This window comes from Streptomyces albofaciens JCM 4342 (assembly GCF_008634025.1).
Classification (GTDB): domain Bacteria; phylum Actinomycetota; class Actinomycetes; order Streptomycetales; family Streptomycetaceae; genus Streptomyces; species Streptomyces albofaciens.
In genome coordinates, this window is the sequence record NZ_PDCM01000002.1 from 1,033,224 (window position 1) to 1,054,299 (window position 21,076).

Consider the following 21,076-nt stretch of genomic DNA (forward strand, 5'->3'; position numbering starts at 1 on the left):
GCCCCAAAGAGCGGATCACGCCTTACGCTCCCTGGTCATGCGCAGAACAACGAGCATCTTCAGCAGGGCCGGCCTCGCCGCCCTCCTCGCCCTCGTCGTCTCCGTCCTCGGCCTGGGCGCCGCCTCCCCCGCGTCCGCAGCCGACACCCCGGCGCTGGCCTTCACCGTCGACAAGACGCAGGCCACGCCCGGCTCGGACGTCACGCTGACCATGACGTTCACCAACACCGGCACCGCCGATGTGCGCTTCGTGTGGCAGTCCTTCCAGCCCACGTGGGAGACCTCTTCGACGAGCGGTCTGAAGTACACCTGGAAGACCTGTACGGCCGACCCCGGTGTGACCTGCAAGGCGGGCGCGGGCGCCACGTACTCCGTGCCGATCGCCCCCGGTGCCACCCGTAAGGTCACCATGACCTACACCATCGGCGCCGACTCCTCCTGCGGCTACCCCGACGTCGCCTTCTACTCGTACATCTACACCGAGTTCGCCGGCGGCCTGCCCGCCAAGGAGGGCACCTTCTTCACCCCCGCCACCCGTGTGATCTGCCCGACCACCCCCCCGGCGGGTGCCCAGGCCTGACCCGGGCCGCACCACCCGCGCGTTCCGCACGGTCCGGCCCCGCCGCGCCGGTGCGGCCCCCCAGACGCGCCCCGTCCCCGTTCAGCTTCCCGCTCCTTCGGTCCAGGGCCGTGGCCACGCCCCTGGACCGGAGGAGCGGTCGTCGTTCCCGGCGCGAACGTGCGGCATCCGGGTGACGGGAGGCGACACGGCGACCGTTCGGTGGTTGTACGGATTTCTGATACCCGGGGGCCATAGTGGGCGTCTCGCACCCATGGGACCGTTACCGGAACGTCTGGGGGGATCGTGAAGAATCGATTCGTTCGCGCACGGGCGGTACTGACGGCGCTGACGGCATGGGGCGTACTGGCCGGAAGCGGAGTGGCGGCCGGTGCCACCGCCACGCACGGCGGCGCCCCGCGCCTGGGGCCGGCAGTCGGCGTCGCGCCCGGGGTGACGTACCGCGCCTTCGACGTAGCGGTGGGGCGGGGCACCGCGCACGGCCACCTCGTGGAAGTGGATCTGACCGACCGCCGGGTCAGGGTGGACCTGCTGTACCCCGGTGCGGTCGGGGCGCGCTCCCCGGTCTCCCGGCTGGCCGACGCGCGGGCCGCGGTGGCCGCCGTCAACGCGGACTTCTTCAACATCTCCGAGGCCCAGCACCCCGGTGTGGAGGCGACCGGCGCCCCGGTGGGCCCGGCCATCGCCGCCGGGCGGCACCTGAAGGCGGCGGTGCCCGACGGACAGCGCTTCGGCCCGGCACTGCCGCCCGGCACCGACACCCGGGACGTCATCGGCGTCGGTTACGACCGCCGCGCCCGGCTGGACCGGCTGTCCCTGCGCGGCTCCGCGCTGACCGCCGACGGCGCGCTGCCGCTGAAAGGCCTGAACCAGTACGCGCTGCCGGTGAACGGCATCGGCGCGTTCACCGACAAGTGGGGGACCACCTCGCGCGTCCGGGCGACCTGCGGCACGGACACCGACCGGGCGGCACCGTGCAGTACGGAGACGTACGAGGTCACGGTCCGGCGCGGCCGGGTGGCCGGGGTCGCGCAGATCCCGGGCCGAGGCGGCATCGCCCGGGGTACGACGGCGCTCGTCGGCCGGGAGGAGGGCGCCCGGCAGCTGCGCAAGCTGCACGTCGGCGACCCGGTGCGGATCAGCCACCGGCTGACCGCCCGTCGGCCCGTACCGCTGCGCTTCGCCGTCGGCGGCTTCCCCATCGTCCGCGACGCGGAGCCGCTGGCCGGCCTGGACACCGTCACCCCGGCCGTCCGCACCTCGGCGGGCGTCGGCGCGCACGGCCGCCGGCTGCTGCTGCTCGCACTGGACGGCGCGCCCGGGCGGGCGGGTATGACCGTACGCGAACTGGCCGACCTGATGGACCGGCTGGGCGCCCGGGACGCGGTCAACCTGGACGGCGGCGGCTCCTCCACCCTGGTCACCCGCGAACCGGGCAGCCCCGGCGCGACGGTACGCAACCACCCCTCGGGCGGCGCGGAACGGCCGGTACCGAACGCCATCGGGGTCTTCGCGCGAGGCTGACGGGGGCACGGGGCACGGGGTGCGGGCGCGCTCGGGGCGTTCGGGGGGCGGCCCGGCTTTCGATCACACGCGTACAGGCTCGGCGGGGCGCTCAGTAGGATCACGGCCATGAGCAAGTCAAAGGGGCGGTGGCCCGAGCTCGACCCCGACAGCGGTGTCGAGGAGGTGACCCTGCTCATCCTGGAATGGCTCGGCGAGCAGGGTGTGGGGGCCATGATCCGGGTGGATGCGGAGCGCCTGCGGGAAGGTCGGCCGGCGTGGACCTTCGCCGCCGGTGGTGGCCCGTTGTCCATGGGGCTGCGGGCCGACGGGGCCTCGGCTGCCGCATGTATGAACCTGGCGCTGCTTCGACTGCGCGAGGCCGGGCTGGCCGTTCCGTTCTGAGCCTGTTCCGCGCACCGGTCGGGCGGCCCGGAGCCCTCGTCGGACGTGACCTCGCGGAACAAGCTCAGGGCCGGACGCTGCTGACCACGTCCGCCGCGCCGGACAGGCCGTTCTGGATGTCCGGGGCCAGGCTGCTGCCCGCCAGGTAGAAACCGAGCAGCATGCAGACGAGGGCGTGTGTGAATTTCAGCCGCCCGCTGCGCAGGAAGACGACGGTCAGCACGACGAGCAGCACGACGACCGAGATCGAAATTGCCACGACAAACCTCCTCACCCGCCGCCCGAACGGACGACAACGGGCGCCAGTTTGGCGTATTCGGGCCCTTTTCCCCGGTTTTCGCGGGTGCGCCATACAGGTGATCACTGCGGGTCACCGGGCGGCGGCCGTCGTTTCCGGGCGCATTCCGCTTTCCGTACGGGCCGGTGACGGGGGCCGATCGTGGTCTTCCGAGGCGGCCGACCTCGGATTTCGGGCCGTTGGTCCCGGCCCTTCGGCAGCCCGGCCCGGCTTGCGCACCCCATATATTCGTGGCATGAGCACATCGCGGGGGCGGCGCGTGCTGCGCCGCTGGATACCGAACCAGCACGGCGCCTGGGCCATGCTGCTCGTACCTTTCCTGGCAGGCGCCCTGCTGGGCGGGTTCGTCGGTTGGCACGCCCTGCTGTTGCCCGCGTGGCTGCTGGCCTATTGCACGGCGTTCCACGGCCAGCAATACGTGCGGCTGCGCCGCCTTTCCCGCAATCCCCGTGCGCCGCGCCGGCACCTGGCGCCGCTGGCCGGATTCGGTACGGCATTCGTCCTGTGCGCCGTGCCGCTCGCCGTGGCGCATCCCTGGCTGTTGCTCGCCGCGTTGTGCGCGGCACCGTTCTTCGCCGTGAATATCGTGTACGCGTACCGCAACGAGGAACGCGCCACGGTCAACGGAATCATCGCGGTGGTGCCCGCCTGCGGAATGCTGCTCGTCTCGTACCGGCTGGGCAGCGGCACGATCGATTCCGGCGCCTGGCCGGCCGCCGCGGCCTGTCTGCTGTATTTCACCGGGACCGTGCTCTACGTGAAGACGATGATCCGCGAGCGCGGGAGCGAGGCCTTCCGGGTGGCGTCGGCCGTCTACCACGGGCTCGCGGTGGTGGCCGCCGTCTTCCTGGGCCCGTGGCTGGCGGTGCCGTTCGTGGTGTTCCTGCTGCGGGCCGTGGTGCTGCCCGGGCGCGACGTGCGGGTGGCGGTGGTCGGTGCGATCGAGGTGCTGTGCTCGGTGCTGCTGTTGGCCTTCATCGTGTGCGGTGATCTGTTTCCCTGCTGAGGTCCCGTGGCGCGGGCGCGGGGGAAGGCGAGGGGGAAGGCGCCTGCCGGGCCGGGGTGGTCTCTTCGGCCGTCCGCCGGTCCTCTGCCGTCCGGTCCTCCGCCGTCCGGTCCTCCGCCGTCCGGTCCTTCGCCGTCCGGTCCTTCGCCTGCTTGATCTGCGCGTAGACGTGGGCGCGCAGCTCGGCGAAGCGCGGGGCGGAGCGGGTGGTGATCTGGTCGCGGTCGGCCGGCAGGTCGACGGCGATGTCCTCCTGGACGACGGTGGGCGCCGAGGACAGTACGATCACCCGCCGCCCCAGATAGACCGCCTCGTCGATGTCGTGGGTGACCAGCAGCGTCGTCACCCCGAGCCGCCGCCACAGGGTGAGCAGCAGATCCTCCAGCTCGGCGCGGGTCTGCGCGTCCACGGCGGCGAACGGCTCGTCCATCAGGAGCACCTGGGGCTCGTACGCGATGGCACGGGCGATGGCGACACGCTGCTGCATGCCGCCGGACAGCTGCCACGGGTGGGCCGCCGCCGCGTCGGCCAGGCCGACGGCGGCCAGCGCCCCTTCGACCAGTTCGCGGCGGCGCGGCGCGGGGACCTTCTTCTCGCGCAGGGGGAGTTCGACGTTCTTGCGCACCGTCAACCAGGGGAAGAGGCTGCGTCCGTACTCCTGGAAGACGACGGCCAGGCCCGGCGGCGGGCCGGTGACGCGGCGGCCCGCGACCCGCACCTCGCCCGTCGTCGGCGACAGCAGCCCGGCGACGCACTTGAGCAGGGTCGTCTTGCCGCATCCGGACGGCCCCACGACACAGACGAGGTCGCCGCCGTCGACCCGGAAGCCGATCTCGCGCAGTGCCTCGACGCCGCCGCGCCCCTCGTACGTCTTGCCCAGGCCGGTGATCTCAAGCATGCCGCCCCCGCTCCTCGCCGCGCGCCAAGTGCCAGAACAGTATGCGGCGTTCGGCGGCCCGGAAGGCGAGCGAGAGGCCGAATCCGAGCAGTCCGAGGACGACGATGCCGCTCCACATCTCGGGGATGGCGAAGCCGCGCTGGAAGAGGACGACGGTGTGGCCGATGCCCGAGGTGCTGGCGAACATCTCCCCGATGACCATGAGGATGATGCCGATGGACAGGGCCTGCCGCAGGCCCGCCATGATCTGCGGGCTCGCCGCCGGCAGCACCAGGTGGCGCAGCCGGGCGGGCCCGCGCAGCCCGAAGCAGCGGCCGGTGTCGGCCAGCACCTCGTCCACGGCGCGGACGCCCTCCACGGTGTTCAGCAGGACGGGCCATACGCAGCCGGAGACGATGACCAGCACCTTCATCGTGGTGTCCAGGCCCGCGAGCAGCATGATCAGGGGCACCAGGACCGGCGGCGGCACGGCGCGGAAGAACTCCAGGACGGGTTCGGCGGCGGCCCGCAGGGGGCGCGAGGAGCCGATGGCCACGCCGAGACCGACGCCGAGCAGCCCCGCCAGCGTGTAGCCGGTGAGCAGCCGGCCCACGCTGGGCAGCACGTCCTCGGTGATCCGGGCGGAGAACCACACCTCGGTGAAGGCGGTGGCGACCCGGCCGGGCGTCGGGAGATAGAAGGTGGGCTCGGCCACGCTGTAGCCCCACCAGCCGAGGATCAGCAGCACGGGCAGGCCCAGGACGCGCAGCAGGCGCCGGGCCGCGCGTTCCAGCAGCCCCGCACGCCGCGGCGAATCCGCGCGCCTCGGCAGACTTTCGCGCCGCAGCGGGCCCGCACGCCTCAGCAGCCCCGCGCGCCGCAGCGAGCCCGCGGACCGCTTCCCTGCCGCGTTCCCCGGCCTCTCCGCGCTCCCCGAACTCCCCGAACTTCCCGCGCTCGCCGAACTTCGCGAACTTCCCGCGTTCCCCGAACTTCCCGCGCCCTCAGGCCCCTCCGCGCTCCCCCGACTCACCGCGCCACCTCGCCCCGTACGGACGGATGCCAGGCCAGCACCCGGCGCTCCACCGCGCGGACCACCCCGTTCACCGCGACCCCGACCAGCCCGGCCAGCACGATCAGCGCGTACACCTCGGTGACCGCGCCGCCGGACTGGGCGAGCTGGATGCGCAGCCCGAGCCCCGGACTGCCGATGACCAGTTCGGCGGTGACGGCGAGGATGAACGCCACCGCGGCGGCCAGCCGTACGCCGGTCATCACGTACGGCAGGGCCGTCGGCCACACCAGGTGGCGCAGGTGGGCCCAGCGGCCGAGGCGGTAGCTGCGGGCGGTCTCCCGGGCGACCGGGTCCACGTCGGCCACGCCGTACAGCACCTGGATGAGCACCTGCCAGAAGGAGGCGTAGACCACCAGGAGCAGGGTGGAGCCGCTCTCGGCGCCGAAGAGCAGGGTGGCCAGCGGGATCAGCGCCACGGACGGGATGGGGCGCAGGAACTCGATGGTGGAGGCGGTGGCCGCGCGCAGCCCCGGTACGGCGTCGATGAGCACGCCGAGGGCGACGGCCAGGCAGCAGGCGAGGGCGAGTCCGACGGCCCAGGACCGCAGGGTCTCGCCGAGCGCCGTCCACAGCGCCGCGTCGCCCAGCTCGGTGACCAGGCGGCGCACGATGGCGGTGGCCGGCGGCAGGTGGCGCGGGTCGACCAGGCCGAGCCGGGGCACCGCCTCGGCGACGGCGAAGAGGCACGCCAGGCCCAGGAGCCCGAGCCCGGCGGCGCGCGGCGCGCTCATCGGCGCCCCGGCGCGCGCCTCGCGACGGGTCACGGCAGCAGGGCGCCGACGTCGGCGGGCCGCTTGAGGATGCCGTCCTTACGGGCCAGGTCGGCGACGGTCTGCACGGAGGCGCGGTTGATCTCGGTGGGCCACTTCGGCAGCACGATGCGGTGGATGACCGAGGGCGGGATCTTGGTGTATTTGCGGAGTTCCTCGCGTACCGCCTCGGGGTGCGTCCGGGCGTGGGACAGTGCCTGGTTGATGGCGGTCGTGAAGCGTTTGACCAGGTCCGGGTTCTCGCGGAGCAGCTTTTCGCTGGTGAAGTACATGGCGACGGAGAGGTTGTCGACGGCCTCGGCGAAGGGCCAGCACACGGCCCGGGCGCCCTGGTCCAGGGTCTGGGTCTGGAACGGCTCGACGGTCCAGATCGCGTCCACCCGTCCGGCGGCGAGCGCGGCGGCCATGTCGGGCAGCGGGATCTCGGTGAAGCGCAGCTTGCCGGGGTCGCCGCCGGCCTTGCGCACCGCGGCCCGGATGGTGGTGTCGCCGATGTTCTGGAGCTGGTTGACGGCGATGTTGTGGCCGGGCAGGTCCCTGGCGGACCGGATGGAGCTGTCCTTCGGGACGAGGATGGCGCTGTAGTCCTTGCCGGGCCCGGCCTGCCCGGTGGAGGACACGCCGTTGGCCACGGCCTTCAGCGGCAGTCCCTGTTCACGGGCGGTGAGCAGGGTGGTGGTGTTGCTGAAGCCGAAGTCGAACTGGCCGCTGACGACGCCGGGGGCGCTGTTCGCGCCGCCCTGGACGGGAGTGATCTTCGCGGAGATGCCGTTCCTGGCGAAGAAGCCGTGCGACACCGCGAGGTGGACGGGGGCGGTGTCGACGATGGAGAGCGCGCCGATCTCGATGCTGTCGGGCCCGTCGCCGCCCGCCTTGGCGCCGTCGTCCCCGCACGCCGTGAGAGTGAGGAGGAGTGCTGCTGTCGCCGCCAGAGCGGCCCGTAAGCGATACACGCGGGAACCGTAGGGGCGGGCGGGGTCGTCGTCAACGGTGCGGGAACAACAGGACGCATGGGGTACGGGGACAACAGGACGACCGACGGAGCGGTGGACGGGAGGAGCCGACGGGAGCGCGCCGAAGACACCGGACAGGATCACGCCACCGCGCGGACGCGCCGCGCGCCGGTGGCGCGGGCGTGTCGTGGATCACGTCACGCAGCGCAACGCATCGGCGATGGTTCGCGTCTTAGCGGCCGACATCGCCGGACCCGCTCTCCGAAAGCTCCCCCCATGAGTCCTGCCCCCACTCCGCACCGCCGTCGGCCGCCGCGCGCCGCGCGGGCCGCGCTGGCACTGGTGCCGCTGCTCGGCGTCGGTGCGCTCGCCGCCTGCGGGGGCCCGGCGGCGTCCGCGTCCAAGGGCGCTCCGGTGCGGGTGACGCTGGGCGCGGCGAACGGTACGAAAACCGTGCAGGCGGGCGACAAACTCCAGGTCAGCGCGGCCGGCGGCAGCCTGACCAAGGTGGTCGTGACCGACCCGAAGGGCCGCCGGCTGCCCGGCGGGCTCGGCGACGGCGGCCGGGTGTGGACCTCCCACGAGCCGACCGCGCCGGACACCAGGTACTCCGTCGCGGCCGAGGCCCGCAACGCGCGGGGCGGCACGAACGAGGTCAAGGAGTCACTGACCACCGCCAAGGCGGACAAGCTCAACAAGGTCGTGCTCAGCCCCGGCTCGCAGGGTGCCGTCGTGGGGATCGCCCAGCCGGTCTCGATCACCTTCGACTTCCCGGTGACCGACCGGGCCGCCGTCGAGAAGCACCTGAAGGTGACCACCGACAACGGCACGCCCGGCGCCTGGGGCTGGGTCAAGGACTGGTCCGGCAAGGACCGGGTGGACTGGCGTCCGAAGGAGTACTGGAAGCCGGGCACCAAGGTGGGGCTGCGCGCCGACCTGAACGGCGTGGACTCCGGCGGCGGCCGGTACTTCGCCAAGGACTACGACCTGAACTTCACCATCGGCGCCGGCCATGTGATCAAGGTGGACCTGGACAGCAAGCGCCTGACGTTCACCGAGAACGGAAAGGAGGTGAAGACCATGCCTTTCTCCGCCGGGCGGCCGGACGCGCAGCACTCCACCTGGACGGGCGTCTTCCCGCTCATGGCGAAGGAGGGCACGATCAACATGAACTCCGAGACCGTGGGGCTGGGTGACGCGTACGACAAGACGGTCCGCGATTCCATGAAGCTCACCGACTCCGGGACCTATGCGCACGCCGCGCCGTGGAACGCCGGCAAGGTGGGCCGGGTCAACGACAGTTCCGGCTGCATCGGGCTGACCGACGCCGACGCCGACTGGCTCTACGCCAGGGTCCGCGTCGGCGACCCGTTCGAGGTCACCGGTTCCTCCGTACGGGGGAGGGCGGCCGAGAACAACGGTCTCGGGGACTGGATGGTCGACTGGACCCAGTGGCAGAAGAAGAGCGCTTTCCCATCGAGCACCTGACCCCCTACAGAGCCTAATGTGACGGAATGAGCACCGTGCAGGACCAGGACCAAATAACGGCGTGGGCGCGCTTCAGTCGCCGCGTGCCCAACGGCTTCGCCATTTTCTTCAGCCTTCTGGGGCTGTTCTGCGCCGTCACGGCGCTGATCGGGCCGCTGCGCCGCGGCCTGAAACCGGTCATCTACTGGCTGGACACCCTGACCATCGTCGTCGAGCCGAACCTCGCGTACGCGGTCTTCCTCTTCCTGCTGGCCGCGGCCATGACCGCGCGCAAACGGGTCGCCCTGTGGTTCGCCGTCGTCTACATGGTGCTGGTGACGCTGACCGACGCGCTGCTCGTGCTCGACGGCTACCCGGAGTACTACTTCTCCCTGGTGCTGTGCACGGCCGCGCTGGTGCTGCTGCTGGTCACGCACCGCGAGTTCTACGCGGTCACCCGCCGCGGCGCGTTCTGGCGCGCCGCGGGCGTACTGGTCGCCGGGCTCGCGGTGTCGATCCTCGTCGGCTGGGGTCTGGTCTCGCTCTTCCCGGGCAGCCTGGAGCACGGCGCCGCCAACCGGCTGCTGTGGGCGGCCGACCGGGTCTGCGGCGGTACGCTCAGCGGCCGGCAGTTCCACGGGCACCCGCCGCACTGGATCATCTTCCTGCTCGGACTGTTCGGCGCGCTGGCGCTGCTGAACGCGGCCCTGACGCTCTTCCGGTCGCAGCGCATGGAGGCCGCGCTGCACGGTGACGAGGAGACCCGTATCCGGGCGCTGCTGGCCCGCTACGGCGGCCGGGACTCGCTCGGCTACTTCGCCACCCGCCGCGACAAGGCCGTGGTCTTCTCCCCCAGCGGCAAGGCCGCCGTCACCTACCGTGTGGAGGCCGGCGTCTGCCTGGCCAGCGGTGACCCGGTCGGTGACCGCGAGGCGTGGGGCCCGGCCATCGAGGAGTGGCTCAAGGTCGCCGGGCGCTACGGCTGGCAGCCGGCCGTCATGGGCGCCAGCGAGGACGGCGCGAAGGCGTTCGCGCGCAGCGGTCTGAGCGCGCTGCAACTCGGTGACGAGGCGATCCTGCACGTCAAGGAGTTCGACCTGGACGGCCGCGAGATGCGGGTGACCCGGCAGGCGGTCAACCGTGTCGAGCGCACCGGCGCCACCTTCCGGGTGCGCCGCCACTCCGAGCTGTCCGACGCGGAGATGCAGGAGGTCATCCACCGGGCCGACGCGTGGCGCGACACCGAGACCGAGCGCGGCTTCTCGATGGCGCTGGACCGGCTCGGCGACCCCGAGGACGGCGACTGCCTGCTGGCCGAGGCGTTCGACGGCGACGGCAACATGATGGCGCTGCTGTCGTTCGTGCCGTGGGGCAAGGACGGCATCTCGCTGGACGTGATGCGCCGGGACCGCAGCGCCCCGAACGGCGTGATGGAGTACATGGTCGCGCAGCTGTGCGCGCACGCCGGCGCGCTCGGCGTGCGCCGCATCTCGCTGAACTTCGCGGTCTTCCGGTCCGCCTTCGAGGAGGGCGCGCGCATCGGCGCCGGGCCGATCCTGAAGGTCTGGCGCAAGCTGCTGCTGTTCTTCTCCAAGTGGTGGCAGCTCGAAGCGCTGTACCGCTCCAACGCGAAGTACGCCCCCGAGTGGTACCCGCGCTTCCTGTGCTACGCGGACACCGGCGCCCTGGCCCGGATCGGTCTGGCCTCCGGCATCGCCGAGGGCTTCGTGGCCGTGCCGAGCCTGGGCAAGCTGTGGGGCAAGGGCCGCAAGAAGCGGGTGCTGACCCCGGCGACCACCGCCCACCTGCCGTCGCTGGACGAGCTGGGCCTGGTCGAGCAGCCCCCGGCGACCGAGGAGGAGCTGCGTCAGCGGGAGCTGGCGGCGCTGCCGGAGCAGGTGCGCGTGCGGCACCGCAAGCTGGAGCGGCTGCGCGACGAGGGCGTCGACCCGTACCCGGTCGGTGTGCAGCGCACCCACACGCTGGGCGACGTCCGCGACGAGCACCCGGACCTGGAGTCCGGTACGCGTACGGGCAAGGTCGTACGGATCGCCGGCCGGGTGCTGCTCACCCGGGACCACGGCGGCGTGCTGTTCGCCGTGCTGCGCGACTGGTCGGGCGACCTCCAGGTGGCGCTGACCCGTGAGGGCACCGGCGCCGACGAGCTGGCGCGGTTCGGCTCGGACATCGACCTGGGCGACCACATCGAGGCCGAGGGCGAGGTCGGCGCGAGCGACCGCGGCGAGCTGACGGTCTTCGTGACCCACTGGCGGCTGACGGCCAAGTGCCTGCGCCCGCTGCCCGACAAGCGGCGCGGTCTGTCGGACCCGGAGGCCAAGGTCCGCCAGCGCTACGTGGACCTGGTCGTCTCGCCGGACTCGCGGGACAACCTGCGGGCCCGCAGCACCGCGGTGCAGGCGCTGCGCCAGGGTCTGATCGAGCGCGGCTACCTGGAGGTCGAGACGCCGATGCTCCAGCAGATCCACGGCGGCGCCAACGCCCGCCCGTTCCAGACCCACATCAACGCCTACGACCTCGATCTGTACCTGCGCATCGCCCCCGAGCTGTATCTGAAGCGGCTGTGCGTGGGCGGTATGGAGAAGGTCTTCGAGATGGGACGCACGTTCCGCAACGAGGGCATCTCCTACAAGCACAACCCCGAGTTCACGATGCTGGAGGCGTACCAGGCGTTCGCCGACTACGACGTGATGCTCGACCTGACGCGGGAGCTGATCCAGGGGGCGGCGGTCGCCGCGTTCGGCAGCGCCACGGCGCGCAAGGCGGACGCGAACGGCAAGCTCGTCGAGCACGACATCTCGGGCATCTGGCCGGTCAAGACGGTCTACGGCGCGATCTCCGAGGCCCTGGGCGAGGAGGTCGACGCGGACACGAACCCGGACACGCTGCGCCGTCTGTGCGGGCGCTCCGGGGTGCCGGTGAAGCCGGAGATGGGCCGCGGTGACATCGTCCTGGAGATGTACGAGCGGCTGGTCGAGGAGAAGACCACGCTGCCCACTTTCTACAAGGACTTCCCCACCGACGTCTCGCCGCTGACCCGCCAGCACCGCAAGGACCCGCGGGTCGCCGAGCGCTGGGACCTGGTGGCGTTCGGTACGGAGCTGGGCACCGCCTACTCGGAGCTGACCGACCCGGTCGAGCAGCGGCGCCGGCTGACCGCCCAGTCGCTGCTGGCGGCGGGCGGCGACCCGGAGGCCATGGAGCTGGACGAGGACTTCCTCCAGGCCCTGGAGTACGCGATGCCGCCGACCGGTGGTCTGGGCATCGGCGTGGACCGGCTGGTCATGTTCCTCACCGGTCTGTCGATCCGCGAGACGCTGCCGTTCCCGCTGGTGCGGCGCCGGTAGGCACGCCGACACGAAAGGAGGGCCGTCCCCTGGCGGGGGCGGCCCTCCGGCGTATCCAGGTCAGTTGCCCAGCACCGCCGGGTTGGCGCAGTGGGCGAGGGGTTCGCCGCGCAGGAAGCGGGCGGCCTCGGCGGCGACGATACGGGCGGCCTTGTGCGCGACCTGGCGGCTGCCGCCCGCGATGTGCGGGGTGAGGACGACGCCGGGCGCGGTCAGCAGGCGGGACGTGGCCGGGACGGGCTCCTCGGGGAAGACGTCGAAACCGGCGCCCCTGAGGTGGCCCGATTCCAGCGCGTCGCAGACCGCCTCGTAGTCCAGGAGCGCGCCGCGGGCGCAGTTGACCAGGACGGAGCCGCGCGGCATGGCGGCGAGCTGCGCGCGGCCGATCATGCCGCGGGTCTCGTCGGTGAGGCGGGCGTGCAGGGAGACGATGCGCGAGCGGCCGAGCAGTTCGTCCAGGCCGACCTGCTCGGCGATGCCGGCCAGCGCCTCGGGGGCGGCGTACGGGTCGTGGACGAGGACGTGGGCGCCCATGGCGGCGAGCACCTTCGCGACGCGGCTGCCGATCGCCCCGTAGCCGATCAGGCCGACGGTGGTGCCCTCGATCTCGATGCCGCACTTGTCGTAGTCGTAGTAGTCGCCGCGCCAGACGCCCTGCCGCAGGTCGGTGTGGGTGTCGCCGACGCCGCGGGCGGCCGCGAGGAGCAGGGTCAGGGTGTGTTCGGCGGTGGCGGTGGCGTTGCGGCCGGGGGCGTAGCAGACGGCGACGCCGTGCCGGGTGGCGGCGTCCAGGTTGGCGTTGACCGGGCCGCCGCGCCCGACGCAGAACAGTTCCAGCTCGGGGCAGTGGGCGAGGATGCGCTCGGTGAGCGCGGCGTGCTCGGTGACGCAGATCCGGACGCCCCGGAGCGCCTCGATGAGCTGGTCCTCCGTACCGGACGCCTCGTCGACCTCGGCGACCTTGCCGAGCGGGGTGTGCGGCCAGGGCAGTCGCAGCTCCCGGATCTGTCCGGCGGTCACCGCGCCGCCGGTGGCCTCGGTGACCGCCTCGGTGAGCAGGCTCGGGAGGATGAAGTGGTTGCCGGCGGCGAGGACGGTGGGGCTGCTCATGGGGTGTTTCTCCTGGGGTGTGTGCGGGGGCGGTGCGGCTCAGTGCAGCGGTGCGGTGACCGGCGCGGGGACGGCGGGAACGTTCAGGCGCAGCAGCGCCGCCTGGCCGTCGCGGAGGCGCAGTTCGGTCAGCGCGCCGTTGAGGAGCTGGGGGAAGACGCGCCGGTAGTCGGCGAGCGGGATGCCCAGCAGGTGGCAGAGGAGGACCCGGACGAGGGTGGAGTGGGCGACGATCAGGACGCGGCCGTCCGGGTGGTCGCGCTCGATGTCGGCGAGGCAGTCGGCGGCGCGTACGGCGGCGGCCCGCGGGTCCTCGCCGCCGGGCAGGTGGTGGCCGACCGGGTCGGCGAGGAACGCCGCCAGCTCCTCGGGGAAGCGGCGTCGCATCTCGTCCCTGGTCAGGCCCTCGCCGCGGCCGAAGTCCACCTCGTAGAGGCGTGCGTCGACGTGCGGGGTCAGGCCGCAGGCCGCGGCGGCGGGCCCGGCGGTGCGGCGGGCGCGGGACAGCGGGGAGCACCAGACGGCGTCCAGGCGGGCGGTGACGGCCCAGTCGGCGAGGGCCGCCGCCTGTGCCTCGCCGCGGCCGGTCAGCGCCACGTCGGTGAGCCCGGCGTAGCGGTTCTCGGCGTGCCACTCGGTCTCGCCGTGGCGTACGAGGATGAAGTCGGTCACTGTGCGGTCCTCCTGCGGGCGTGGTCGGCCACGGTCTGGTCGAGCCAGCCACGGCGGGTCAGTTCGTCGAGGAAGCGGAGGTAGGCGGGGAGCAGGCGGGCGGTGCGGGCCGGGTCGGGGGTGACGGGGGCGCCGGTGCGGACCATGGCCGCGGCGGCCTCCTGGAGGGTGACGCCGCCGGAGGTGGCGGCGAGGACGGCCATGCCGAGGGCGCCTTCGGCCTGTTCGGGCAGGTGGACGGGGCGGCCGAGCAGGTCGGCGCGCAGCTGCGACCAGTACGCGTTGCGGGCGCCGCCGCCGGTGAAGGTCAGCGGTCCGTCGACGGGGGCGCCGAGGTGGTCGAGGTAGTCGAAGCAGAGGCGTTCGACGCAGGCGACGCCGAGCAGGAAGGCGTGGAATTCCTGGGCGCGGGTGGGGACGTCGCCGAGGGTGAAGGGCTCGGCGTCGGGGGCGCGGAAGGGGAAGCGCTCCCCCGCCGACACCAGGGGGTAGGTGATCGCGTCCCAGTCCTGTCCGCGGCGCTCGGCCTCGGCGGTGAGCGCGTCGAGGTCGTCGCCGTTCTCCGGGGTGAAGTGCCGTGCCAGCACACCCGCGCCGGAGCTGGAGGCGCCGCCGGGCAGCCAGGTGCCGTCCGGGCCGCGGTGGCAGTAGACGACGCCGTGCGGGTCGCGGATCAGGTGCGGGCTGACGCCCTTGAGGACGAGTGTGGTGCCCAGGACCGAGTTCCAGGCGCCGGGGGCGAGGGCGCCGGCGCCGATCTGGGCGGCGCAGCCGTCGGTCGTCCCGGCGACGACGGCGGTGCCCTCGGGGATGCCGGTGGCTTCGGCCGCGGCGGCGCAGACCGTACCGAGGACGGTGCCGGGCCGTACGACCTGCGGCAGTACGCGCTCGGGCACGCCGAGCCGGGCCAGTTCGGCGGACGGCCAGCGCTCCTCGGCGAGGTGGTAGCCGGTCTTGAGGGCGTGGCCGGCGTCGGAGGGGACCTGGCGGCCGGTCAGCCGCCAGGTGATGAGGTCGGGCTGGTGCAGCAGCCGGGCCCGCCGGCCCCGTTCGGGGTCCTGCCGCAGCAGCCACAGCAGTTTCGGCAGCGCCCAGGAAGGCTGCATGCTGCGGTAGCCGAGGTCCCGCCACACCGCTCCCCCGGCCTCGTTGACGGCCGCGGCCTCGTCGGCGGCGCGGCCGTCGTCGTACATCAGGCCGGGCGTGAGCGGCGTCCCGTCGGCGTCGGCGAGGAGGATCGTGCCGGAGGTGGCGTCGAGGGCGAGGCCGCGTACGCGGGACGGATCGATGCCGTCGAGGGCTTCGCTGCAGGCGGCCGACAGCGCGCTCCACCACTCCTCGGGCCGCTGCTCGTGGCGCCTGCCGTCGCGGTGGCCGGTCAGCGGCCAGGAGGCGGCGGCGAGCAGCTGCCCGGTCCCGTCCACGGCGACGCAGCGGGCGCTCTGCGTACCGAGGTCGAGACCGAGCCAGACGGCGTCGGCGGTCAGGGCGTCAGACACGGTGCGGAACTCCTAGGGCGGGGGTTTCTGGTGGTGCGACTGTCCGGGGCGGCAGGGCCGGGGGCCGGTCGGGTGCTGCCGCGGTGCGGCCGGCCCGGGGGCGCCAGCCCGCCTCGCGGGCGAGGGCGCGCCAGTGCAGGAAGTCCTCGTACAGCTCGGCGTACTGGGCGGTGCGCTCCGGGTCGGGCTCCCAACTAGCGCGCATCCGTACGTACTTGGAGGCTGCGCTGTGCATGCTGGACTCGGCGCCGGACAGCACCAGGCCGGTGAGGAAGGCGCCCTTGGCGCCCAGTTCGGTGTCGCCGGAGCGGGCGGTCGGCACGCCCGTCGCGTCGGCGATGAGCGCGCACCACGCGTCGCTGTTGGCGCCGCCGCCGCACAGCCGCAGCTCGGTGACCTCCGTACGGGAGGCGGCCAGCGAGTCGCGCAGCACCAGCGACAGGCCGTCGAAGACCGCGCGGGCCATGTCGGCGCGGGTGTGTTCCAGGGACAGGCCCCAGAATCCGCCGCGGGCGTGCGCGTCGAGGAACGGCGCCCGCTCGCCCGCCGGGGAGAGGTACGGCAGGAACATCAGCCCGCGGGCGCCCGGCTCCGACTCGAAGGCCAGCCGGGCCAGTTCCGGCGGCCCGGACAGGTGCAGGGTGCGCGCGGCCCAGCCGAGCACCTCGGCGCCGTTGAGGGTCGGGAAGGCGCGCAGGACGCGTTCCCGGCCGCGGTAGGCGATGTTGATGCCGGACGGCTCGCCGGTGGTGTCCACGCTCGTACGGACGATCTCGGTGCACAGCGTGGTGCCGAGGATGCTGCACGCCTGGCCGGGGTTGACGACGCCGACGCCGCGCGCCGTGGCGGCGATGTCGTACGGGGCCATCACGACCGGCAGCCCGGCGGGCAGCCCGAGCTGGCCGGCCGCCTCGGAGGTGATCTCGGCGATCCGCTCGTGCTCGCCCAGCACCTTCGGCAGCAGCCGCTCGTGGGCGGTCAGTCCGAAGAGTTCGAGGAGGTACGGGTCGTACGCGCCGGTGGCGTGGTCGAGGAAGGGCGCCGAGGCGTCGGACTCGTCGATGGCGGTGACCCCGGTCAGGCGCAGGAAGAGCCAGCCGGCGGCGGTGAGCGCGGAGCGGGAGCGGGCGAGCCGGTCCGGGTCGTGCCGGGCCAGCCAGGCGAAGATCGCGTTGGGCATGCCGGCGCAGGTCAGCGAGCCGTTGCGGCGGAAGGCCGTCTCCAGGACGCCGTCCTGCTGCCACCGGCCGACGAGGTCGCCCGCGCGGCCGTCGGACCACAGGATGGCGGGGCCGGTCGGGCGGCCGCGGTCGTCCACCAGCCAGGCGCCGTCGCCCTGGGCGGTGAAGGAGACCAGCCACACCGGGTCGGCGGGGCCGGGCCGGGCGGCGAGTTCGGACAGCGCGTTGCGGACGGTGAAGACGACGGCGTTCCAGACGGCGTCCATGTCCTGTTCGGCCCAACCCGGGCGGGGGCGCAGCACTTCGGTGGCCAGCCGGGAGACGGCGATCTCCCGGCCGCGGTCGTCGAAGACCACGGACTTGATCATCGTGGTGCCGACATCGATGGTCAGTACGGACATCGGGTGCGTCCTTTCACGCCGCTGCCGAGGCGGACGGCGCGGTGGCGGCGGTGGGCGCCGGTGCCGGGCCCGGCTCGTCCGGCAGCTTCAGGAAGACGGTGAGCGCGGTACTGACCGCGTACATCCCCGCGAAGATCCAGACCACCCCTTCGACGCCGAGCGGCCCGGCGAACGCCGCGACGACGGCCGGTCCGACGAAGGTGCTGGCGCCCGCGCCCAGGTTGAGCGCCGCCAGCGCCTGGCCCTTGTGCCGCGGCTCCAGGGAGGGCATCAGGGCCGATATCGGGACGTACCCTGCCAGCGTAGCGCCGTAGAAGGCGGCCACCGCCAGGGCCAGGGGGAAGTTCGCGCCCGCCGCCTGCGGTACGTAGAACAGCAGCAGCGTGCTGACCGTGCAGCCGGCGCCGCCGAACCAGGCGATGGTGCGGCGCCAGCCGATCCGGTCGCCGATCAGGCCGCACAGCAGGTTGGCGACGATGTTGGTGGCGAACATGGCGCTGAGCAGGTGCAGCCACTGGGTGAGGGTGAAGCCGACGGTGCGGGTGAAGTGCACCGGCATGATGACGAAGAACCCGAACTGCGAGGCCGTGTTGATGGTCCGCACCAGGGCGCCGGTGCCGACCCGGGGGTTGCGCCACAGGATGGTGACGCTGCCGGCCAAGGTGGCCAGCGGGCCGTCGCCCTCGGTGCGGGGCCGCTTGCCGCCGTGCTCGTCGCGGACCAGCAGTAGGGCGATCAGGCCGCCGGCGGCGACCAGGACGAGGGCGGCCCACAGCGTGGCGTACGCGCCGATGTGCGGGATGAGGCCGCCGGCGACCAGCGAGCCGAGGGTGGGCAGGCCGCCGGTGAAGGCGAACCAGAACCAGCCCATGGCGGTGCCGAGCCGGGCCCGCGGCGCGACCCCGGCGATCCACACGAGGAACCCGTACGCGAACAGCGGGTATCCCAGGCCGCGCAGGCCGTAGCCCAGCATCATCAGCGGATAGCTGCCCAGCGGGACGGCCGCGGCGAGGAAGACGATCTGGAAGGCGCCCCAGATGACGAGGCCGGCCCACATCACGCGCCGCGGGCCCCACAGCTCGGCCAGCACACCGGAGAGCCAGGCGGCCACGGCGGCCGCGATGCCGTAGACGGTGAACAGCAGCGCCACCCGGGGCTCGGGGACGCCCCGGTCGATCAGGTACGGCGAGAGGTAGCCCGACTCGACCCCGTCGCCGATCATGAACAGCAGCAGGCCCAGGTAGCCCCGGGCGAGGGTCGGCGGGATGCCCACACGGGTGATCACCCGTGTGATCGGTGAACGCGGGAGAGGGTTCTTCATCGAATCTCCCCTTTCTACGGCGGCAGGAGGCCTGCGTGCACGGCGGCAGGCGGTGGCAGGAGGGCTGCGGAGCGGACGCAGCCGATGCAACAGTCCGGCCGAAACCATGGTCAATGGTGGCCGGAAATCTTCGCATCGGGCCGGTGGCCTGCCATGTTGCGTCGTACGGGAACCGCTTGTGGGGGCCGCGTCCGGCACGCGCGCCACGTTAAGTCCGTGCGAACATAACGCGGCGAATTCACACGGCTTGACGGTGCGCGCCGCCCGCCACGCGCACCCGTACGGCACCGGAAGGGGCACCATGGACCGGCTCGAAGTCCAGGAGGAGCGGCGGCGGCGCCTGCGCGAGGCGGTCATCGCCCGCGGTTTCGTGCGCACCGCGGACCTCGCCGAGGAGTTCGGGATCAGCCTGATGACGGCCCACCGCGACCTGGACGCGCTCCAGGCACAGGGCTGGCTGCGCAAGGTGCGCGGCGGCGCCACGGGGTTGCCGTCGGCGCAGTTCCACGGGAGCGTGGCCGACCGGATGGCGGTCATGGCGCCGGTCAAACAGGCCCTCGCGCGCGCGGCGGCGACGCTGCTGGTGCCCGGCCAGACCGTCCTGCTCGACGACAGCACCACCTGTCTGCTGCTGGCGCACCGGTTCGCCGAGCACACGCCGCTGACCGTCATCACCAACTCGCTGCCGGCCGTCACCACCCTCGCCAAGGAGCCCGGCATCTCACTGATCACGCTGGGCGGCGCCTACTTCCCGGCGTACGACGCGTTCATGGGCCCGCACACGGCGGACGCGGTACGGGAGTTCCGCGCCGATGTGCTGTTCCTGTCCACCACCGCCGTCACCAACGGCCGCTGCTACCACACCTCGCCGGAGACCGTGCAGGTCAAGCGGGCGATGATGGCGAGCGCCGGGCGGCGGGTGCTGGTCGCCGACCACACCAAGTTCACCAAGGGCGGGCTGTACGCGCTGGCGCCGCTGACCGACTTCGACCTGCTGGTGGTGGACGACGGGCTGCCGGCGTCGGAAGTGCGGGCCGTACGGGCGCGCGGCACCGAGGTGATGGTGGTGCCGCGGCCCTGAGACGGACGGTCAGCAGGCGCGGTCGAGCACGTCGGCGGCTTCCCGTACGGACACCGCCCACGGCCGGTCCGGCGCCACGGTCGGTTCGAGGGCGTCCAGGAGGCGGGCGCAGGCGTCGGCGGTGGGGCGCCGGGCACCGACGCGCACGGCCTGGTACAGGGCGACGGCGAGCGAGCCGTGCAGCAGGCGCAGCGTCCGGGCCTGCCGGAGCGCGGTGAACGCGGCCTGGATGCCGAACGGGACGATGTCCTGGTTGTGCCAGTTGGTGGGGACGCTCTGCATGGCGGCGGGCGTGGCCGCCCGGCGCATCGCGACGACGAGGGAGGTCGCGGCGAGCTGGACGCCCTGGACGCCGTGGTCGCGGCCGGGGTCCTCGGCGAGCATGGGGTTGAGGCCGCCGTTGCGCCGGGTGTCGATCAGCAGGTCCAGCTGGCGTTCGGCGAGGTTGGCCAGCTGGGCGGCGGTGATGGACATCAGGTCGGCGACGAAGGCGACCTGCTGGCCGAAGAAGTTGCCGCCGTGGACGACGACATCGCGCTCGGGGAAGAAGAGCGGGTTGTCGCTGATGCCGTTGAGGTCGTCGGTGACGACCTGGCGGGCGTGGCGCAGACTGCTCTCCGCCGCTCCGAGGATGTGCGGCGCGCAGCGCAGGGTGTACGGCTCCTGGAGCGCGCGGGTTCCGCTCGGCTCATGGCCGGTGAGCCGATCGCGCAGGTCGGCGGCGCGGTGCGCGGTGTCGTCGTGGCCCAGCGCCTCGAAGATCTCGGGGGCGGTGAAGTCGGGGCGGCAGCCGAGGACACCGGCGAGCAGGGCGGTCAGCGCGGTTCCGGCGGCGACCGAGCGGTGCAGCGAGGCGAGCGCGAGGCCGGCGCCCGCCACGGTCACGGAGGTGCCGTTGACCAGGCCGAGGGCGTCCCGGCCGGTCAGCTCCAGCGGCCGCAGCCCGGCCGCGGCGAGGGCCTCGGCGGCGGGCATGCGCATGGCGCCGAGATAGGCGTTGCCGCGCCCCTGGAGGGAGCGGATGGCGTGGGCCAGGGGCGCGAGGTCGCCGCTGGCGCCGACCGAGCCGTACTCGGGCATGACCGGCGCAAAGGACGTGCCGAGCATGTCCACCAGGGCGTCCACGGCGGCGGGGGCCACGCCGGAGTGGCCCCGGGCCAGGCTCCACAGGCGGGCGAGCAGCGTGGCCCGGGCCACCGGCGGGTCCAGGTCCGGGCCCTGGCCGACTTCCAGGTGGCTGAGCACGTTCTCGCACTGGTCCGTGCCCTCGTCCTGGCCCGCGAAGACGACCAGGGGCCCGAAGCCGGTGGTGGTGCCGTAGATCTCACGGCCCTCGTTCATGCAGGCGTGTAGGTAGTCGTGGCAGCGCGCGACGGCCTTACGGGAGTCGTCGTCGAGCCGTACGGTGACGGGCCCGGCGGCGGTTTCGAGCGCCTCGGGGGTCAGGCGCGAGGGGAACGTCAGCTCGGCGGTGGGGGGTCGCAGGGTCGAGGGCATCGTCTTCCTTGGAGA

Annotated in this window: 18 protein-coding genes; 7 read left to right on the forward strand and 11 right to left on the reverse strand. The window is 73.1% G+C overall.

Going from position 1 to position 21,076, the window contains the following annotated elements:
- Positions 1–37 precede the first annotated feature (37 nt).
- The 3 genes from CP973_RS24925 (at position 38) to CP973_RS24935 (ending at position 2,488) form a co-directional block, all read left to right on the forward strand.
- Positions 38–580, forward strand: a complete 543-nt coding sequence (locus CP973_RS24925) for a hypothetical protein (protein ID WP_150245399.1) — start codon at positions 38–40, stop codon at positions 578–580.
- Positions 581–865: 285 nt separating this feature from the next.
- Entirely contained in the window at positions 866–2,104 is a 1,239-nt protein-coding gene (locus CP973_RS24930; RefSeq protein ID WP_167538508.1) for a phosphodiester glycosidase family protein, read from the forward strand.
- Positions 2,105–2,212: 108 nt separating this feature from the next.
- A complete protein-coding gene (locus CP973_RS24935) occupies positions 2,213–2,488 on the forward strand; it encodes a hypothetical protein (RefSeq protein ID WP_150245402.1) in 276 nt (91 codons plus the stop codon).
- Positions 2,489–2,552: 64 nt separating this feature from the next.
- Here CP973_RS24935 and CP973_RS24940 read toward each other — a convergent pair whose 3' ends face one another.
- Positions 2,553–2,747: a hypothetical protein gene (locus CP973_RS24940; protein ID WP_030370182.1), complete on the reverse strand. Its 195-nt coding sequence runs from the start codon at positions 2,745–2,747 to the stop codon at positions 2,553–2,555.
- A gap of 274 nt (positions 2,748–3,021) precedes the next feature.
- Between CP973_RS24940 and CP973_RS24945 the strand changes: the two genes are divergently transcribed.
- Positions 3,022–3,792 carry a YwiC-like family protein gene (locus tag CP973_RS24945; protein WP_150245405.1) on the forward strand — a complete coding sequence of 257 codons (771 nt, stop codon included), beginning with the start codon at positions 3,022–3,024 and terminating at the stop codon, positions 3,790–3,792.
- On the opposite strand, the gene CP973_RS24950 is transcribed toward CP973_RS24945, so the two are convergent.
- The 4 genes from CP973_RS24950 to CP973_RS24965 form a co-directional block, all read right to left on the reverse strand.
- Positions 3,761–4,690 (reverse strand): ABC transporter ATP-binding protein, encoded by a 930-nt coding sequence (locus CP973_RS24950; protein WP_150245408.1) that lies wholly within the window; start codon positions 4,688–4,690, stop codon positions 3,761–3,763. The genes CP973_RS24945 and CP973_RS24950 overlap by 32 nt on opposite strands.
- Positions 4,683–5,423: an ABC transporter permease gene (locus CP973_RS24955; protein WP_425282072.1), complete on the reverse strand. Its 741-nt coding sequence runs from the start codon at positions 5,421–5,423 to the stop codon at positions 4,683–4,685. Before CP973_RS24955 ends, CP973_RS24950 begins: the two co-directional genes overlap by 8 nt.
- Before the next feature lie 275 nt (positions 5,424–5,698).
- On the reverse strand, positions 5,699–6,475 hold the full coding sequence (locus CP973_RS24960) for an ABC transporter permease (protein WP_150250208.1): 777 nt from the start codon (positions 6,473–6,475) through the stop codon (positions 5,699–5,701).
- 29 nt (positions 6,476–6,504) lie between these two features.
- Complete coding sequence (locus CP973_RS24965; protein ID WP_244409990.1) at positions 6,505–7,467, reverse strand: ABC transporter substrate-binding protein; 963 nt, start codon at positions 7,465–7,467, stop codon at positions 6,505–6,507.
- A gap of 276 nt (positions 7,468–7,743) precedes the next feature.
- Between CP973_RS24965 and CP973_RS24970 the strand changes: the two genes are divergently transcribed.
- Together CP973_RS24970 and lysX are read left to right on the forward strand one after the other, a co-directional pair.
- Positions 7,744–8,955 carry a L,D-transpeptidase gene (locus CP973_RS24970; RefSeq protein WP_150245410.1) on the forward strand — a complete coding sequence of 404 codons (1,212 nt, stop codon included), beginning with the start codon at positions 7,744–7,746 and terminating at the stop codon, positions 8,953–8,955.
- 26 nt (positions 8,956–8,981) lie between these two features.
- On the forward strand, positions 8,982–12,299 hold the full coding sequence (gene lysX, locus CP973_RS24975) for a bifunctional lysylphosphatidylglycerol synthetase/lysine--tRNA ligase LysX (RefSeq protein WP_150245413.1): 3,318 nt from the start codon (positions 8,982–8,984) through the stop codon (positions 12,297–12,299).
- A 60-nt stretch (positions 12,300–12,359) separates the two neighbouring features.
- Here lysX and CP973_RS24980 read toward each other — a convergent pair whose 3' ends face one another.
- The 5 genes from CP973_RS24980 to CP973_RS25000 are packed head-to-tail and all read right to left on the reverse strand — an operon-like array spanning position 12,360 to position 18,483.
- Positions 12,360–13,409, reverse strand: coding sequence for a 2-hydroxyacid dehydrogenase (locus CP973_RS24980; protein WP_150245416.1), 1,050 nt, complete (start codon positions 13,407–13,409; stop codon positions 12,360–12,362).
- 39 nt (positions 13,410–13,448) lie between these two features.
- Positions 13,449–14,081, reverse strand: coding sequence for a histidine phosphatase family protein (locus tag CP973_RS24985; protein WP_150245419.1), 633 nt, complete (start codon positions 14,079–14,081; stop codon positions 13,449–13,451).
- Entirely contained in the window at positions 14,078–15,580 is a 1,503-nt protein-coding gene (locus CP973_RS24990; protein WP_150245422.1) for an FGGY-family carbohydrate kinase, read from the reverse strand. The genes CP973_RS24985 and CP973_RS24990 overlap by 4 nt, the downstream gene beginning before the upstream one ends.
- Positions 15,573–17,162, reverse strand: coding sequence for an FGGY-family carbohydrate kinase (locus tag CP973_RS24995; protein WP_150245424.1), 1,590 nt, complete (start codon positions 17,160–17,162; stop codon positions 15,573–15,575). The genes CP973_RS24990 and CP973_RS24995 overlap by 8 nt, the downstream gene beginning before the upstream one ends.
- A 13-nt stretch (positions 17,163–17,175) precedes the next feature.
- Complete coding sequence (locus CP973_RS25000; RefSeq protein WP_150245427.1) at positions 17,176–18,483, reverse strand: MFS transporter; 1,308 nt, start codon at positions 18,481–18,483, stop codon at positions 17,176–17,178.
- Between the two features lie 301 nt (positions 18,484–18,784).
- Between CP973_RS25000 and CP973_RS25005 the strand changes: the two genes are divergently transcribed.
- Entirely contained in the window at positions 18,785–19,564 is a 780-nt protein-coding gene (locus CP973_RS25005; protein WP_150245430.1) for a DeoR/GlpR family DNA-binding transcription regulator, read from the forward strand.
- Positions 19,565–19,573: 9 nt separating this feature from the next.
- Here the strand turns inward: CP973_RS25005 and CP973_RS25010 are convergent, their stop codons facing one another.
- Entirely contained in the window at positions 19,574–21,061 is a 1,488-nt protein-coding gene (locus CP973_RS25010; protein WP_150245433.1) for an aromatic amino acid ammonia-lyase, read from the reverse strand.
- Positions 21,062–21,076: the final 15 nt, after the last annotated feature.

Excerpts from the sequence above, each read along its gene's own strand:
- CP973_RS24925 (WP_150245399.1), top strand. The coding sequence starts at position 38 with ATGCGCAGAACAACGAGCATCTTCAGCAGGGCCGGCCTCGCCGCCCTC.
- CP973_RS24935 (WP_150245402.1), top strand. The coding sequence starts at position 2,213 with ATGAGCAAGTCAAAGGGGCGGTGGCCCGAGCTCGACCCCGACAGCGGT.
- CP973_RS24945 (WP_150245405.1), top strand. The coding sequence starts at position 3,022 with ATGAGCACATCGCGGGGGCGGCGCGTGCTGCGCCGCTGGATACCGAAC.
- CP973_RS24950 (WP_150245408.1), bottom strand. The coding sequence starts at position 4,690 with ATGCTTGAGATCACCGGCCTGGGCAAGACGTACGAGGGGCGCGGCGGC.
- CP973_RS24960 (WP_150250208.1), bottom strand. The coding sequence starts at position 6,475 with ATGAGCGCGCCGCGCGCCGCCGGGCTCGGGCTCCTGGGCCTGGCGTGC.
- CP973_RS24970 (WP_150245410.1), top strand. The coding sequence starts at position 7,744 with ATGAGTCCTGCCCCCACTCCGCACCGCCGTCGGCCGCCGCGCGCCGCG.
- lysX (WP_150245413.1), top strand. The coding sequence starts at position 8,982 with ATGAGCACCGTGCAGGACCAGGACCAAATAACGGCGTGGGCGCGCTTC.
- CP973_RS24980 (WP_150245416.1), bottom strand. The coding sequence starts at position 13,409 with ATGAGCAGCCCCACCGTCCTCGCCGCCGGCAACCACTTCATCCTCCCG.
- CP973_RS24995 (WP_150245424.1), bottom strand. The coding sequence starts at position 17,162 with ATGTCCGTACTGACCATCGATGTCGGCACCACGATGATCAAGTCCGTG.
- CP973_RS25000 (WP_150245427.1), bottom strand. The coding sequence starts at position 18,483 with ATGAAGAACCCTCTCCCGCGTTCACCGATCACACGGGTGATCACCCGT.
- CP973_RS25005 (WP_150245430.1), top strand. The coding sequence starts at position 18,785 with ATGGACCGGCTCGAAGTCCAGGAGGAGCGGCGGCGGCGCCTGCGCGAG.
- CP973_RS25010 (WP_150245433.1), bottom strand. The coding sequence starts at position 21,061 with ATGCCCTCGACCCTGCGACCCCCCACCGCCGAGCTGACGTTCCCCTCG.